This window comes from Candidatus Accumulibacter phosphatis (assembly GCF_012939955.1).
GTDB classification, from domain to species: Bacteria; Pseudomonadota; Gammaproteobacteria; order Burkholderiales; family Rhodocyclaceae; genus Accumulibacter; species Accumulibacter delftensis.
In genome coordinates, this window is the sequence record NZ_SPMY01000037.1 from 78,813 (window position 1) to 95,540 (window position 16,728).

The 16,728-nt window shown below is 61.5% G+C and carries 10 protein-coding genes and 1 pseudogene; 1 reads left to right on the top strand and 10 read right to left on the bottom strand.

Translation table 11 applies throughout. The annotated features are described in order from the left end of the window. Window positions 1–63: 63 nt before the first annotated feature. From E4Q23_RS13525 to gabT, 9 genes and pseudogenes are all read right to left on the bottom strand, one after another. Window positions 64–1,029, bottom strand: a complete 966-nt coding sequence (locus E4Q23_RS13525; RefSeq protein ID WP_169067115.1) for a TAXI family TRAP transporter solute-binding subunit — start codon at window positions 1,027–1,029, stop codon at window positions 64–66. A gap of 302 nt (window positions 1,030–1,331) precedes the next feature. After that, window positions 1,332–2,120 (bottom strand): enoyl-CoA hydratase-related protein, encoded by a 789-nt coding sequence (locus tag E4Q23_RS13530; protein ID WP_169067116.1) that lies wholly within the window; start codon window positions 2,118–2,120, stop codon window positions 1,332–1,334. Next, on the bottom strand, window positions 2,117–4,306 hold the full coding sequence (locus tag E4Q23_RS13535; RefSeq protein WP_169067117.1) for an acetate--CoA ligase family protein: 2,190 nt from the start codon (window positions 4,304–4,306) through the stop codon (window positions 2,117–2,119). The genes E4Q23_RS13530 and E4Q23_RS13535 overlap by 4 nt, the downstream gene beginning before the upstream one ends. A 1-nt stretch (window position 4,307) precedes the next feature. Continuing rightward, entirely contained in the window at window positions 4,308–5,090 is a 783-nt protein-coding gene (locus E4Q23_RS13540) for an enoyl-CoA hydratase/isomerase family protein (protein ID WP_169067118.1), read from the bottom strand. A 78-nt stretch (window positions 5,091–5,168) separates the two neighbouring features. Further along, window positions 5,169–7,935 (bottom strand): annotated as a pseudogene (locus tag E4Q23_RS25235) (aminotransferase class I/II-fold pyridoxal phosphate-dependent enzyme). 38 nt (window positions 7,936–7,973) lie between these two features. After that, window positions 7,974–8,978: a C45 family autoproteolytic acyltransferase/hydolase gene (locus tag E4Q23_RS13550; protein ID WP_169067119.1), complete on the bottom strand. Its 1,005-nt coding sequence runs from the start codon at window positions 8,976–8,978 to the stop codon at window positions 7,974–7,976. Window positions 8,979–8,994: 16 nt separating this feature from the next. Continuing rightward, on the bottom strand, window positions 8,995–10,464 hold the full coding sequence (locus tag E4Q23_RS13555; RefSeq protein WP_169067120.1) for a biotin carboxylase: 1,470 nt from the start codon (window positions 10,462–10,464) through the stop codon (window positions 8,995–8,997). Window positions 10,465–10,726: 262 nt separating this feature from the next. Continuing rightward, window positions 10,727–11,725: a carbon-nitrogen hydrolase family protein gene (locus E4Q23_RS13560; RefSeq protein ID WP_169067121.1), complete on the bottom strand. Its 999-nt coding sequence runs from the start codon at window positions 11,723–11,725 to the stop codon at window positions 10,727–10,729. Window positions 11,726–11,911: 186 nt separating this feature from the next. Then, window positions 11,912–13,219, bottom strand: a complete 1,308-nt coding sequence (gene gabT / locus E4Q23_RS13565; RefSeq protein ID WP_248595441.1) for a 4-aminobutyrate--2-oxoglutarate transaminase — start codon at window positions 13,217–13,219, stop codon at window positions 11,912–11,914. 394 nt (window positions 13,220–13,613) lie between these two features. Here gabT and E4Q23_RS13570 point away from each other — a divergent pair, with 394 nt between their 5' ends. Continuing rightward, window positions 13,614–15,122: a PLP-dependent aminotransferase family protein gene (locus E4Q23_RS13570; RefSeq protein WP_169067122.1), complete on the top strand. Its 1,509-nt coding sequence runs from the start codon at window positions 13,614–13,616 to the stop codon at window positions 15,120–15,122. A gap of 336 nt (window positions 15,123–15,458) precedes the next feature. Here E4Q23_RS13570 and E4Q23_RS13575 read toward each other — a convergent pair whose 3' ends face one another. After that, the gene (locus E4Q23_RS13575) at window positions 15,459–16,727 is read right to left on the bottom strand and encodes an ATP-binding protein (protein WP_169067123.1); all 1,269 of its coding nucleotides are present in this window, start codon (window positions 16,725–16,727) and stop codon (window positions 15,459–15,461) included. Between the last annotated feature and the right edge of the window lies 1 nt (window position 16,728).

The following is a 16,728-nucleotide window of genomic DNA, read 5'->3' on the forward strand; positions in this document are numbered from 1 at the left end:
CTACCGGGAACGGCTGACAATAACTACTCGACTGCGCGCCGCTCCCGCATGCTTCCGACCGCGTTACATCCAGCCCTTCTCCTTGTAGTACTTCACAGCGCCGTCGTGCAGGGGTGCGGCCAGGCCATTCTTGATCATTTCCTTCGGATCGAGGTGCGCGAAAGCCGGATGCAGCTTCTTGAAGTCGTCCAGGTTGTCGAAGACCGCTTTTACCATCGCATAGACCACGTCATTGGAAACCTTCGACGACGAGACAAAGGCCGCAACCACGCCGAAGGTGTTCGTCGGGTTCGGGTTGTGCGCGTACATTCCACCCGGGATGCTCACCGCCGCGTAGTAGGGATAGGTCTTGACCAGTTTGTCGACTGCCGGTCCGATGATATTGATCAGTTGTGCGTGGCAGGTGGTGGTCGGGTCCTGGATATTCGCCGACGGGTTGCCGACGACGTAGGCGAAGCCGTCGATCTTGTTGTCGCACAGCGCTGCGCCGTGTTCATCGGCCTTCATCTCGGACACCAGAGAGAAGTCGCTGGTTTTCATGCCCAACGCGGGCAGCAGGATATCCATGGTCGCGCGCTGTCCGGAACCCGGATTGCCGATGTTGAAGCGCTTGCCCTTGAAGTCGAGCAGCGATACGACCTTGGCGTCCTCGCGGGCGAGCACGACCAGCGGTTCGGGATGAATCGAGAAGACCGAACGCAAGTCGCCAAAGGCTGCCCCCTTGAACTGGTTTTCTCCCTTCAGCGCGTTGTACGCCACGTCGGACTGAGCAACGCCAAAGTCAAGCTCACCGGCCTTGATGGTATTGACGTTATAGACCGAGCCGCCGGTACTTTCGACCGAGCAGCGAATGCCGTGCGTCGCCCTTTCCTTGTTCATCAGGCGGCAGATCGCGCCGCCCGCCGCGTAGTACACGCCGGTCACGCCACCCGTACCGATGGTGACGAACTTCTGTTGGGCGAACGCCGTTGGGCTGGCGACGCTGGCGGCAATGGCAAGGGCTGCGGCAAGAGCGGTAAGTTTGTTCAAAGTTGTCTCCTTCAATATGTTTAAGCGACGGGAACGAGGCATCCCGCGACCAGGCAGGGTGGCAGTGTGATTATGGGAAAGTGAGAAAAACTTCGCCACCACCGCATCAACTCAGCGCCACTTTTTGAGCAGTCATCCGTCAGTCATGCCCGTTCCAGTCGGCACGCTGGCTGACATCAATCTACCGAAACATGGCGCCTCGTGCAAGCGACGAAAAGCAACGCGCTACGACTCTACACACAAAACGCGCTCACGCCCGGACCAATTCCAGGCAAATATTTGCTACCAATTCAGCGCCGCAGTCATTCCTTGAGCATCCTGTGCACCGCATCCAGATGCTCCACTTCGTTATGGCACATCCCCTGAAAAGCAGCGCAAATATCGAGAAAGTCTTTTAACTCCATGCGTTGCGCCATTTTCATCAATCGTTTGCTAAGGCGCAGCGCCTTCGGCGGTTGCGCCGCGATGCGCGCAGCGAGATCGAGCGCCGCAGGCACCAAGCGCTCCGGCTCGACGACGTCAAGCACGATCCCCAGCGCCTTGGCCTCCTCGGCGCCGACCAGGCGTCCGGTCAGCGTCAGCTCGAAAGCTTGCTGGTAGCCAATCAGCCGCTGCATGAACCAGGCACCGCCGTCGCCGGGAATAATGCCCAGATTGAGAAAAGTCTCGCCGAACTTGGCCCGCCGCGACGCCAGGCGGATATCGGCCATGTTGGCCAGATCGAAGCCAGCGCCGATCGCCGCACCGTTCACCGCCGCAATGATCGGAATCTCGACCTCGCTCAGTGCCAACGGGATGCGCTGGATGCCACGCCGATAGCGCTGCGCGACTTCGGCCACATCGCCCGCGAAATCACCGCTGCGTTTGGCCATGTCCTTGACGTTGCCACCGGCCGAGAAAGCGGCGCCAGCACCGGTAATCACCAGCACCGACACCTCGTCGCAGCGGTTGACCCAGTCAGCAACGCTGACGATGTCATCGATCAGCTGCGTTCCGGTAAGGGCGTTGCGGACGTCGTCGCGATTGAGGGTGAGAAGCGCCACACGGCCGTCGACTTCGAGCAGGGCATCGGTGACTTGCGGGATGCTCATGACGACATCTCCTTTGGCGCGACTGCTTCGCGGCTGACGATTATCCGCGCATCAACGATCGCATAACCATCGCTCAGGGCGATGACCGGGTTGAGGTCCAGTTCGACCAGTTCCGGATAAGCCTCGACGATGCTCGACACTTTCAGCAGCAAGTCGACCAGCGCCGCCTTGTCGACGGCCGCTTCGCCGCGCGCGCCGGCAAGAATCTTGCGCGACTTGATCTGTTCGAGCATTGACGACGCGTCATGCGGCGACAGCGGAATGGCACGGAAAGCAACATCCTCGAGGATCTCGACGAAAATGCCGCCCAGCCCGAACATCAATACCGGCCCGAAAATGGGATCGCGAATGACACCAATGATGACCTCGACCCCCTTGCGCGCCATCGGCGTCAGCAGCACGCCCTTGATCACCGCCTGCGGATCGTAGGCCCGGCTGGCGGCCATGATCTCGTCGAAAGCGCTGCGCATGCCGGCTTCGCCGCGCACATTGAGCTTGACGCCACCGGCATCCGACTTGTGCAGGATATCCTTGGAAACCACCTTCATGGCCAGCGGCTGATCGCCGAAGCGCGCCGCAAAACTGGCCAGATCGTCAGGCGAACTGGCCAGCAGCTCTTCCGGTACGGCAAGGCCGTGCGCGCGCAGCAGGTTCTTGGCTTCGAATTCGAAGAGGTCGCGGCCCTCGCTCCGAGCAGTGGCAAAAGCGAGCTGCCCTTGGCGGCTGGGCAGCACCGTCGGCAGGCTTTTCTGGCCGCTGCTCGCCGCCAGATAAATGCCGCGTTCGCCCAGGGCTGCCAGGACGCGCACGGCGTGTTCAATCGAACTGTAGACCGGCACACCGGCTTCGTGCAGTCGGCGCAAGGCCGGCGGATTGACCGGCGCGTAGAGGCTATAGACGATCAGCGGTTTAGCGCAGTTGCGCGCCAGTTCGATCATCGCTTCGGCGCCACGCATTTCGCTGCCGAGCAGGTCTTCAGCAAAACGCGTGTAATAGCCACCGAACATGCCGACCAGGAAAATGCTGTCGACATTGTCGTCCTCGGCGACGATTTCCAGGCAATCGGCGAGCAGTGCCGGGTTGGCGTCGCTACTGCCGGCGACGTCCACAGGATTGACCAGCGAGGCCTGCGGGAAAAGGATTTCGCCGAGGCGTCTTTGCGTTGCCGCGCTCAGCTCGGCCAGCTCAAGTCCGGCTTCGGCGAGGCGATCGCAGGCGATGGTCGCCTGACCGCCACCGTCGGCGACGACCACCACGCGCTTGCCACCCGCCTTCTGCAACAGCCCCAGACCTTCGGCGACCGGCAGAATTTCGTCCGAATGCTGCACCACGCTGACGCCGACCTGACGCAGGACGTCGACCGTCATCGCATAGCTGCCGGCCAGGGCGCCGGTGTGCGAACTGGCCGCCTTCCGACCCGCCGCTGTTGATCCAGACTTATACACCACCACCGGTTTCAGCGCCGTGATTTCGCGCGCCGCGTCAAGGAAGCGACGCCCGTCACGAAAGCCTTCGACGTATAGCGTCGCGACAAGCGTCTGCGAATCTTCGCCAAGGTAGCGCAGATAATCATTGAAGCCAATATCGGCCTGGTTACCCGGCCCGGCGTAGGTGCTGAAGCCAACGTGACCGTTGCGCTCGGCTTCCAGCACCAGCGACAACAGCATGTTGCCCGATTGCGAGATGAGGCCGATACCGCCGGCCTTGACATTGCTCAGCGCCAGCAGGTTCAGCTTCTTGTGCAGGTTGAACATCCCCGAGGTGTTCGGGCCAATGACCCGTACGCCGCTCTGGCGTGCGGCAGCCAGCATTTCCTGCTCCAGCTGTATACCTTCCGGGCGGCCCGTCTCGCGAAAGCCGCTGGCCAGGATCACCGCCCCCTTGACCCCCTTCTTGCCGCATTCGACCAGCAAAGCCGGAACCGAGGAAGCCGGCGTGCAAATCAGCGCCAGATCGGCGGTGCCCGGAATGTCTGCCAGAGACGGGTAGGCCTTGACGCCAAGAACCCGATCCACCCGCGGATTGATGGGGTAGATTTTGCCCGCGTAGCCGTCCTTGATCAGCCCGACCATGGCCTTGTAGCCACGCTTGGTGGGATCGGTCGAGGCGCCGATGATGGCGATCGAGTCGGGGGCGAGAAAATCGTGCAGCGGGCTGCGCGTGCTTGCCGGTTCGGTAGTCGTCATCTCAGCAGCCCTTGAAGACCGGCAGGCGCTTTTCGGCGAAGGCGTCGATGCCCTCCCGCCAGTCCTGCGTGCTGCCGACGAAAGTCATTCCCTCGAGCTCGGCGGTCAGTGCGGCGTCGAGCGTACGTTCCGCAGCCATGTTCAGCTGTTCCTTGGCCAGTTGCATCGACAAGGGCGCCTTGCCGGCGATCCGCGCTGCGAATTCACGCGCCGCGTCGAGAAAGCCGGCATCGGGCAGGACGCGATTGGCCAGGCCGATGCGTACCGCCTCTTCGCCCTTGATTCGTTCGCCGAGAAAGACCAGTTCGCGCGCCTTGGCCAGCCCGACCAGGCGCGGCAGCAGATAAGTGACGCCACCGCCGAGAAACGTGCCGATACTCACCTCGGGCAGGCCGATCTGCGCGCTCTCGGCCATCACAATGAAGTCCGAAGCGATCGCCATTTCGGCACCGGCGCCGAGCGCAAAACCATTGACCGCGGCAACGACCGGCTTCGACAACAACAGCAGCCGCTTGCAGACTCGCTGCTCGCCCAGCAGATACTGGCGTCGCTCGAAGGCCGTTCGGCCCGCCTTATGGGCCTTGAGGTCAGCGCCAACGCAGAAGGCCCGGCCCTCGCCGGTCAACAGCACCACCCGTACGTCGCGGTCGGCTTCGGCGACGCCAAGCGCGGCGTTGACTTCGTCGTAGAGTTGCTGCGTGACCGCGTTGAGCCGCTCGGGTCGGTTCAAACGGATTTCTGCGATCCCGTCGGCCGATCGATAAATGATCGTTTCGCTCTGCATCTCTAGCGCTCCTCTTCTCTCGGTAAGTGAACGAGTCGGCGCGACCCGAAGAGCGGCGAGCCGCGCCGCCGGCCGCTCTCAGGTCGGCAATTCCTGAATCGACGACGGTGATACCTCGAGCACCGCCAGCGCGTGCTCGGTAAACACGCGCAGGCCAAGTTCGGGCCGGTAGCCGTGAATCTCCTTGACGTCCAGAGCGCGCATGAAGGTAATGATTTCCTGACTGATCACCTGTCCCGGAACCAGAATCGGAAAACCTGGCGGGTACGGGATGACAAAAGTGGTCGACACCAGCTGCCGTCCGGCGGCGAGTTCCTTCTCGATGGCCCGACCGGCGATCGGCACGTATTCGCACTTGCTCTCGTCGTAAGCGAGGAAGAACGCCGAGCGGATGTCGCCCTCCGGCGTGCCTGCGCCCGAACTCAGGCGGAACGAATCGTGAAAGCAGCTGAAATCGGGCAGCGGCGGCAGATCCTCGCGCAAGGCCTTGACCTGGCGCGTGAAGATCTTGCGCTCGACGCTGCTGGCGTCGTCGAGGCGGTCATCCAGATCGCGCGCGATCTTGACCAGGACCTCGATCAGATAGGCCACCGACGAGCGCGTGGTGCCGATGTTGGTCATGAACAGCACCGTGTTGCGCGAGGTCTTGTTGATCTGGATACCGTGCTTGTTCATCAGGATTTCGTTCTTGAAGGTGTCTCCGTCCCAGCCCGAACCCGCCACCGACAGCGTGATCCGCGTCGCATCGAGGACGAATTCGTCCTCGCTCCAGGCGGCCATGATGTCGCTCCAGCCATGCTCCGGATCCCAGTAGCTCTTGATCCCCGACTTGCGATACTCGTCCGGAATCATTTCGGCAACGGTGAGGACGTGAAAATACTTGCTGATCAGCGGGTGGGTATTGATCACCTTGCGCAGCGACATCGCCTGCTCGACCTGGCGCTGGATGAACTCGAAGCCCTCGAGCTCGACCTGCCGCCGGCCGATATCCAGCGAAGCAATGATTTGATAGTTCGGCGAAGTGGAGGTGTGCGTCATGTAGGCCTCGTGGAAGGCCTGCTCGACTTCGTCCTTGAAGTCCTGATCGTGCACGTGGATCATCGACCCCTGACGCAGCGCGGTCAGCGTCTTGTGCGTCGATTGACAGGCGTAGGCACGCACCCGCACCTGCTCCGGGTCTGGCATCAGCCGAGTTTTGAGCAGCGTTTCGTCATCGGCACCGGCAATTTTTTTCCTGGTACTCGGCGTAGGCCGCACGGTACTCGGGCGAACGGTAACGCTCGCGCAGCAGGCCGGCGCAGTACATCGCCGTGCGCCGGCGGTAGGCGGGACCAAAACGGGCAAAGGCAAACCACGCCTCGTCCCACAGGAAGACCAGATCGGGCTTGATCGCCAGGCATTCCTCCATCACCCGCTCGACGTTGTAGACCACGCCATCGAACGTGCAGTTGGTCAGCAGCAACATGCGCACCCGGTCGAGTTTGCCTGCCGCCCGCAATTCCAACAGCCGGTGCTTGATTTCCTTGATCGGCACGGCGCCGTACATCGAGTAAGCGTTGAGCGGGTAGCTGTCGAGATAAACGACCTGCGCGCCGGCCAGGACCATGCCGTAGTGGTGTGACTTGTGGCAGTCGCGATCGACCAGCACGATGTCGCCCGGGCGGACGATCGCCTGCACGACGATCTTGTTGCAGGTCGAGGTGCCGTTGGTGGCGAAAAAAGTCTGTTTCGAGCCGAAGGCGCGGGCGGCCATCTCCTGCGCTTTCTTGATCGGACCGTGCGGCTCGAGCAGGCTGTCGAGGCCGCCCGAGGTGGCCGAGGTTTCTGCCAGGAAGATGTTCATCCCGTAGAAGTCGCCCATGTCCTTGATCCAGTGCGAGGCGGTAATCGACTTGCCGCGACTGATCGGCATGGCGTGAAAGACGCCGGTGGGGATGCGCGCGTACTGCGTCAGGGCGTTGAAGAAGGGCGCCTCGAAGCGCTCCGAAACGCCGCGCAGGATGTTCAGGTGCAGGTCCAGATGGTCTTCCTGATTGTAGAAGACCCGCCGGCAGTTGCCGAGCTTGGTACCGGCTATCTCTTCGACCGACTGATCGGTGAACAGGTAGACGTCGAGTTCGGGACGAAGCTTGGCAATCATCCGGCACAGTTCGGGACCGTACTCCTTTGGTTCCACCTCTTCCAGAACCGCCTCTTCGAGGCGCGAAAGGTAGCGATGCAGGAGTTCCAGCGTCTGTTCCGACTCGCGCTTCAGGTCGTTGCGAATAACCACCGCCTGCACGTTGTGGTTGAACATCACGCCGATCAGGGCATCGGTGAGGCTGGGTACGAACACCGGTTCATAGAGGAAGGGGTCTTCGGGGCGGCGCAGCGAACGCAGGGTGCGACGCAGATTCTCTTCCTGCATCGCCGAAAACTTGTCTACGAACAAGACCTCGAAGTAGAGCACATCCTTGGTCGCATTTTCGGTGGACTCGTCGTCCGGGCTGCCCTCGGTCAACTCCTCGACGTCGTGGTGATGCGGATTGCGTCGATAGCTGTTGCTCAGCAGCGCGTGACAGATGTTGCGCACGGTAATGGCCAGCACGTCAAAGCGACCCAGTGTGACCAGTTCGCCGAGCCGGCCGAAAGTGTCGTGCCCCGGGAAAGCCCAGTAGAGTTCGATCGGACGCAAGGCGTCGATCAACTCGACCACTTTTCGCTCGGCTTCGTTGCGCCGACGATCCGAGTTGCTCTGGACGAGTTGCTCGCAGGCGATTTTCAAGGCACTCCAGCGGTCGGTGCGCAGTTGCAGCGCGCTGTAATATTCACCCAGCGACTTCTTGCTCTTGCTTTCTGTCTTCATTGCTTGTCTCCTCACGCCGGTCAATGCCTGGCGTATCGTTAGGCGGTGGTGGGGGAACTGCCAAACTCGATGAGCCGCGCGCCAACCGTGAAATCGGCAAACGACTGTGACCAGCTATGGCCTGGCCAGAGAAAATCGGCACGCCCTTCGCCCGGCCAGTAGGCGGCCGAGTAGAGCGTGCCAAGACCACGGGCAAAAGCGTTCGAGTAGATCGGCGCTTGCAGGAAAGCGGCGATCAGCGCCTCGCTGGTGATCGCGCTGTCGTCCAGCATCAGCCGCAGCAAACGCAGGCGCTCGACCGTCGACGTGGCACGCGCATGTTGCTGCCACTCGACCTTCTGCTGGTGGTTGGTCGCCGCCGCAATGCGCTGGATATCGCCGTTCTTGCCCGGCGCCATATAGACCGTCGCAAAGTCGCCGTGCCGATCAAGCACGGTCACGTTGTAGCTCATGTGCACCGGCACCCGCGCCAAAGCGGCAGTCGCCGCAGCCGTTCGGCTGCAGGTTTCCAGGACGTAGCGCAGGACCAGCGGCACGCCGAATCCTTCCCCGACGTCCAGGCGGCCGCCAAACGACAGGGATACCGCCAGGCCGTCGTCGTTGATGCCGTCGAGCAAACCCCATACGCAGTCGCTGACGCCGATCACCTGGCGCCCGTTCCAGGCGGTCTTCAGGATCACGCCTTCGCACAACTGCGCCGGATAGTCGTAGTTGCGCAGCAGTAGCGGCTGCGCACCGGGCCAGGCGACCTGCGAACACGCGGTGACATACGGCGGCGGACAAAACAGCGACAGGAAGCGGGCCTCCAGATCGCCGCCACCAGCAAGCTCGGCCAGCCTTTCGTAGGTCGGCAGCAGCTCCGGCATGTGCTTTTTCAGCGCCCGAACGCAAGGAAGGTAGTAGGGGCGCGCCGTATTGCCGGCTTGCAGGTACCAGCGGCGATACGACGGCCAGAACTCCGCAAACAGCGCTTGCCAGATGGCGCCCGGTCGTGCCTCCTCGATGGCCCGGAAAAGCAGCGACTGGGTCTGAATGAGCGCCATCCAGCTCGGCCGATGCTCAGAGGATCTTGAACGCGCCGGCCGACGGCGCCGGTTCCTGAATGCCGGTATCCAGCGGCCGGCCCTTGTAGAAGCTCTGAATGCCGCTGATCCAGTTCTCCGCCCGCGGGTTGAGCTTGAACTCCTCGGTCATCGAACGGCCGCGGGTGATCAGAATCCCCAGATCGGCTCCTTCATAGCGGTAGTCACCGGGGCCGGTGATGCGCAGCCAGAACGCCTCATGCTCACCTTCGACCGCCAGGCGGTGATAATCGAAGCGGTGATAGCTGACCTTGCCGGCATCGTCCATGCGGTAGATCCCGGATTGTGGCGCCTGCTCGACGACATCCACCTCCTTGTCCGTGTACTTCATCACCAGTTGGCTCCAGCTGTCGATGTACTTCGGATTCTTCCAGCGTTCGTTCATCGCCGCCACGTCGAGCTTGAAGTCCGCACCGCTGAACTCGAGCAGGTGGAAGAAGAACAGCGGCGCGTCGGCATAGGAGAAAGCGGCGTGGTTGGTCATCGGGCTGGCACCGCAGACGCGCGGATTGAGTTCTCCCAGATAAACCTCCTCGCTGTCCTGATCAACCAGAAAATCGAGATCGAAGTAGCCGCGATAACCTTCCTCGAGCAGCTGGTTGCCGAAGGTATAGGCGTAGTCGCGCGCGGTGATTCGTGCCTTTTCGGGAAAGGCGCCCGGAAAGACCTCGTTGCCGCACCAGCCACCCTTGTACGGCGTCAACTCCTTGGCGCCGACGATTTCGGTCAACAGCGGTCCGACCACGGTGCCGCAACGGGTGACGCAAGCTTCGAGCGTGCCGCCGCGGCAGTTGATCCGCTTCATTACCTTGACCTCGGGATCCTTGACGATCTCGTCGGCGTACTTTTTCCACTCTTCTTCGTTCGAAATAAAGAAAGTGGTGTGACCCGAGTCGCCAAAAGCCGACTGAATCACCAGGTCGCTACCCAGGCCGTTTTCCTCGGTCAGCTTGATCAGCTGTTGGTAGCTTTCGACCTTCGCCAGCACGTTCGGCACCGACGGCACGCCGGCCTTGTTGCCGATGCGTACCGTTTCCATCTTGTTGTCGCAGCGCGTGCGCAGGGAGGCCGGCGGAAACCACAGCTCGATGCCCAGATCCTTGCACAACTCCTCGGTCTTCTCGTCGAACATCAGGAACACGGCGACCGGATCGCCGCCGCGCCCCTTGATGTAATCGATGACTTCCTTGTTCTGCAACAGATAGTTGTTGATGTCCTCGATGCCTTCGAACTCCGGATGCGGCTGCTCCTTGGGAACGAAGACGTTCGGGTGGCGACCGTCGTAGCAATCGATATAGTTGATGTGCTTGAAGTGTGGCACCCTTTCGTCCATGCCTGCCAGGTTGAAGTTGGTGGCACTGATGAAGTAGATGGGGCGCTTGTTGCGGTGGAAAAACAGGCGCAAGTCGGACATGCTGGTGATTGTTGACAACGGGGCTTGAGTCATTTCTTGTCTCCTCTGAGGTAGTGTATTTTTCTGAGGTGCTGCTTTGTTGCGGCGCTGCTGTAGCGCAAAAATCCCGAATCCGAGAAGGGAGCCGATGAGCAGCCCGACAATAATCAAACCGGTACTCACCAGGCCACCCGCTTTCGCCCGCTAACGGCCATGGAGGTCATGACCGCCCCCCCTCTTCTCCCAGCCCTTCGGCCGCAGGTGGCGAAGGGAGTTCCGTGCGTCGCGGGCGCGACTTTCACCTTAATCAAGCGACTCATGGACCAGCAAAGTACGGTGCTGGGTTCTCCGTCTCTGCGGCCGCGACGTCGATGTTCGTCTTCAGATCGGCCACCTTGACGTGCAATCCGTCCGGCCCGGCAACGACGCCGGCCGGCAGGGCAACAGGCTCTGAACGTGTTCCACGCGTCGGCTTGATCAGAGGACCCAGGCTATTCAGATAGTCCCCCGCATGGCCAAGATGTTTCTGGTACACCGGAAACTCGATCGGTCGGTCACGGAAACTCTTCAGCGTTTGCCCGAGGCCACGAATGCCCACCTCGCGCTCTCGACGAACACGCGATATATCGATTTCCACCGGCATGATTTCTTCGCCACCGCCTGCCTCATGGATGACGTAGCCGGAAGGGCCAACAATGATCGAACGGCCGGTGCCGCAGTCGCCCACACCATTCACATCGAAAAAATAGCACTGATTGATGGTTGCATTGGCGCGGGCGATTGGTAGTTCGACATCGCGGTCAATGGTGTCGGTCATGGTCGGATGGAGAATGCATTCCGCCCCCATCGAGACCAGCGTGCGGGTCGTTTCGGGAAACCACATGTCGTAGCAGATGGAGACACCGAAACGCCCGATGTTGGGGACGTCAAACACACAGAAATCGGTTCCGGGCTTGATACCCATTTCGTAGGGCAGAAAGGGGAACATCTTGCGGTAACGGGCGATCACCGTTCCGTTTGGATCGATCACCGGCGTGGTGTTGTAGATGTCATCGCCAATGCGTTCGAACATCGACCCGGGCAGCAACCAAAGGCCGTGCTTGGCGGCCATCTGGCAAAAAATCTGCTCGGCCGGCCCGCCGGTCGGCTGGGCGTGATAAGGCGCCGGCCCGAAGGCAGCCAGCTCGCTGAAGACGACCATCTGCACCCATGGAAAACGGGCCATGACGACATCCAGCTTGTGCCCCATCGCGGTGATGTTCTCACGCTCCATCGAGATGTTCATCTGGATACCGGCAATTGAAAAAGGAATCATGAAATGGGCTCTCCTGCCGCTTTAGGGGTGTATCGGTACAAAAATTTGTCGAATTGACAGCGAACTCCGGGGTAGCGAACTCAACCGGATCACCGCTGGCGGCAAGTGGCCGATGCGCAGCTCCTGAGCAATCCGGATTGCCGGCATGCCGCACTGTCGGACAGGCATTCCGACAGCGTCGCCAACTCAGGCGCCAATCGCCTGCAGTGAGGCCTCGATGATATCCAGGCCTTCGTCCAGAAGCGCCTCGGAAATGGTCAGCGGAATCATTACGCGCAGTACATTACCGTGCGATCCGCACAACAGCAACAGCAGGCCACGTTTCGCCGCTTCGTTCTTGAGCGCCGTGGCCAAGTCTGCAGCCGCTTGCTGCGGATCACCGTTGCGACAGAACTCGACCGCCGTCATCGCGCCGAGGCCACGCACGTCGGCAATGCTCGCATACTTCGCCTTCATCGCCGTGAAGCGAGTACGCATGCGCTCACCGAGGGCCATCGAACGACTGCAGAGCTGTTCTTCCTCGACAATGTCGAGCACCGCCAGCGCACCGGCGACGGCAATCGGACTGCCGGCGTAGGTGGAACCGAGACCGCCGACTTCTGCCGCATCCATGATCTCGGCTTTGCCGACGATGGCGGCAACCGGCAGGCCACCACCAAGACCCTTGGCCAGGGTAATGATGTCCGGCTCGACGTCGTAGTGTTCGCTGGCAAACAGCTTGCCGCAACGGGCAATGCCCGACTGCACTTCGTCGGCAACCAGCAGGATCCCGTGCTTATCGCACAAGGTCCGCAAGCGCCGCAGGAAACCGAGCGGTGCGGGCAGATAGCCGCCCTCGCCTTGTACCGGTTCGATAACGATGGCGCCGACATCGCTGGCTTCGATGCTGTAGGCGAAGAGACGTTCGATGGCGGCGATGGAGTCGTCTTCCGAGACGCCGTGCAGGGCATTCGGAAACGGCACGTGGAAGATGCCGCCAGGGAAGGGCCCGAACTTGACCTTGTACGGAGCCACCTTGCCGGTCAGCGCCAGACCGAACATGGTCCGACCATGGAAGCCGTCGCCGAAAGCGATGACGCCGCTCCGTCCGGTAGCCGCGCGGGCGATCTTCACCGCGTTCTCAACCGCTTCCGCGCCGGTATTGACCAGAAAGGATTTCTTCGGCGTGCTGCCCGGGGCAGCGGCATTGAGCCGCTCGCACAGCTCGACGTAGGACTCGTAGGCGACCACCTGGAAGCAGGTGTGCGTGAACGCCTCCAGTTGTTCGCGTGCCGCAGCGATCAGCCGCGGATGGCAGTGTCCGGTATTGACCACCGCGATACCGGCGCAGAAATCGATCCAGCGACGCCCCTCGACGTCCCAGATCTCGGCGCTCCGGGCACGTTCCGCGAACAGCGCGTGCGCCTGGCCGACACCTCTCGGCAAGGCTGCCTGGCGTCGGGCCATCAGCTCGGCGTTGGTTTGGGTGCTCGTCTTTTCGTTCGCTGCCGTCATTTCCTTCTCCTCTTCAATTCGCCCGCAGGCGCAGTTAAGGCGATTTCTGTCAAACAACCTACCATCTTGCCAAATTCTCGGTAGTGAACCAGGGCGATTGTCGAAAAGACGGAAGGCGGACGAAAAAACCGCCAAGATGGGTTGTCCCTTGACAGAAATCACCGAAGACGCCAGACCATACCCGGTATCGGTGACTATGGCCACCGCTTCAGCCGCGGCTTGAACGCAAAAACCGGCGCCACCGGCGCGAACACCTCCTCGCGTGCGCTGCGCATTGCGGAGGTTAAGAATTGACTGTACGCCCCAAAACGGTGCACAATCGAACCAATTGCCTGATAAGTTCTGATACCAATTCTGCCCGCCCTCATCAACGAATCCGTTCAGCCGTTCACCGATGGACAAGTCGCTGCACATAGAGCTCATTCGTGATCGATTCGAGAGCGAGCCGCGGGGATCGCGGACGCAAGCCGCCCTGCACCTTGTCCTGCGGCGCTTGATTCTCGACGGCGAATTACCTGCTGGCAGCCCGCTGCCGCCAACCCGACGCCTGGCCAGCGAACTCGGCGTCAGCCGCAGCACCCTGGTCAGGGTCTACGAGCAAATGCTCGTCGAGGGCTATCTGCAGAGTCGCGGCGGCTCAGGCACGCTGGTGTCGGAAGCGCTGCCCGCGGCCTTGCCCGCCTCCGCGCGCCGGACGCACCCGGCCACCAATCACTCGACGCAGGCCAGTCTGGCGACGAGTTTGTCGCAGCGCGGTCGCGAGATCGCGCAGCACGCCACCAGCAGCCGCATCCAGGGCGGCGCCTTCCTACCGGGAGCGCCCGACGTCGGTCTGTTTCCCTTCGCCACCTGGCGGCGCCTGCTGGCGAAGAACATTCGCTTCGAACAGCGCCACCTCGCGCGCTACAGCCACGGCGGCTACGGGCCCTTGAAGGCGGCGCTCGCCGACTACCTGCGCGCATCGCGCCGGATGAGCTGTTCGCCACGGCAAATCCTGATCCTCAACGGCTCGCACCAGGCCATCGATCTCTGCACACGCATGCTTTCTGACCACGGCGATCATGCCTGGATGGAGGACCCCGGCTACTGGGGCGCGAGCAACGTCCTGCGCGCCAATGGCCTGCAGATCGCGCCGATCCCGGTCGACGACGAAGGCCTCTCGCTACCGCCGCCGGGTGCGCCAGCAGCACCGCGCCTGATCTTCGTCTCCCCCTCGAGCCAGTACCCGACCGGGGTCGTGATGTCCCTCAGTCGCCGCATGCAGCTTCTCGAACTGGCCGAAACGAACGATGCCTGGGTAATCGAGGATGACTACGACAACGAAATTCGCTATCACCCCTACACCATCGGCTCGCTATTCGGTCAAGCGCGTTCGCAGCGCGTGATCTATCTCGGCACTTTCAGCAAGGCCATGTTCCCCGGCTTGCGCCTCGCCTATCTGGTCGTCCCCGAACAGCTCGCCGAAGCCTTTGCCATCGGCAACGCCGAGCTTTACCGGGAAGGGCGCATGTTCGAACAGGCCGCACTCGCCGAGTTCATCGACGCCGGCCACCTCGGCGCGCACCTGAAACGGGTGCGCAGCATCTATCAGGAACGCCGCAACGTGCTGCGCCGCGCCATCGAATCGCGGCTCGGCGACCTGGTGAGCACCACCGGAGGTCTGGCCGGCTTGCATCTTCCCTACTTCTTCACCCAGCCTCTCGACGATGTCGCACTGTCCAACGAGATGCTCGAAGCCGGCATCATCGTGCGACCGCTGTCCATGTACTACGCCGACGCTGCGAACTGCCGCTCCGGGATGGTCCTCGGCTTTGCCGCGATCGACGCCCAGACCATCGAGACCGCCGCCGCGCTGTTGTGCCGCGTGGTCGAGCGACGCTGCCGGCACGAACAAGTGTTGTAAGTGGTTCGGAACCCTGTTTCACGATGAATGTGAAAGTCGCGCAAGCGACTCACGAATCTCCCTTCTCCCCTCGCGGGAGAAGGGTCGGGGGTGAGACGGGGAATTCAGGGAGCATGCTCGCTGCTCGTCGAACGATTCCGGCGTGCAAGCCGGAATGCGCACTGCAAGTGGAGGGGGAGACGGTCATGACTTTCATGATTTGGGGTGTCTCCGCGTGTCCTGACCGTTAGCGAAAATCGGTGGTCTATCCTCTCTTCTCTGGCAAAAAAACGGTTTGGCCTGCGGCCAAGAGTAGCTCTGCCACTCGCCAGCTTGACCTGACCGTCAGCCATTACTTCATGCTTCCTCGCCAAGTAGCGAGGCAGCCGGGATCACCAGCAGCAATTCCGACTCATCAACCAATTGATAGAACGGACGCTGACCGGATAGGCGTTCACTGTTATCCAGGATAATCTGTACCCCTTCACCGCGTTTGTCCATCATTGCGCTGCGATCACTGAAAGGGCGATCTCCTTCGGGAACCGTGCATTTTGCTAACAGGCTCGTAATGGCTTCATTCCGGGCAGCCTGTCGGTAGGGCAGACTGTCCACGGTCATCGTGTTCGGAATGGCACCCGGCGAGTAGAGCTCCAGGCGGTCGGCAAACAGCCGTAAGCGAATCTTGGCGCCGTGGATGGAGTAATCACGATGGGCCACGGCATTCACCAAGGCCTCAAAGACAGCCGTCAGATCGAACTGGGGACTGTCATGCCGACCCTCTTTCTTGCTGGCTTCCACTCGCATGTTCTTGTTCACAAACCGACAGGCGGCCAACACCTGCTGATCCAGGGGCCCGGTGATATCTTGTGCGTCAAGCTGATAGACGCGGTCACCCCACGGCCGCACCTCAGTCCCACGATAGGAAACCGCCTGGATGAACGCATTGGGCAGCCAACGACGCGGATTCGGGCTAGCCATTAGCACCCCGGCTATCGTCGGGCGCACTGCGCCGTCGGTGTCCGGCCGGGCCATCGCGAGCTTCTCCAACAGAACTTCGCGGCGGTCCTTCCCCCTCGGGCTAGCGAAGCGCTGCCAGAGTTCCAGCGACAAATCATCAAGTACAGCACCGGGTATGGGCTGCTCGTCGAAGCGGATGATGCGTACCTGACTGCGTTGCTGGAACAGTCGTGCCAGGTAGTCGGGCGTCATCTCGCGCTTGGCACTTCCCACACGGTGCAAGTATCCGCCAGGGCTCTTGTGGACGAACAAGCTGCGTGGCACGTCGACCTTGAGAATCGCTACCATCTCACCCGTACTGCTCGGGAGGCGCTGACGTTCGATAACCGGCGCCAGAGGCGGCGTTATAACCGAAAGGCAAACCTCGCGGACAAGATCTTCGACGGCATTCAGTCGGTCGAGTGCAATACCAAGGACTTCCCGACTGTCGTCCACCCCCAGCACGCACACGCCACCACGGCTGTTGGCAAAGGCTGCCAGCTCATCGGCCAGGGAATGCCGGTGCGGAGCTGTCACCCTGTTGCCGGCGAAGCGGACCTCTTTAAGCTCCAGATAGGAGTCTTCGCCGAGGCGAATCTTCTCGATCAAATCGGCGGGGTTATCAAACACG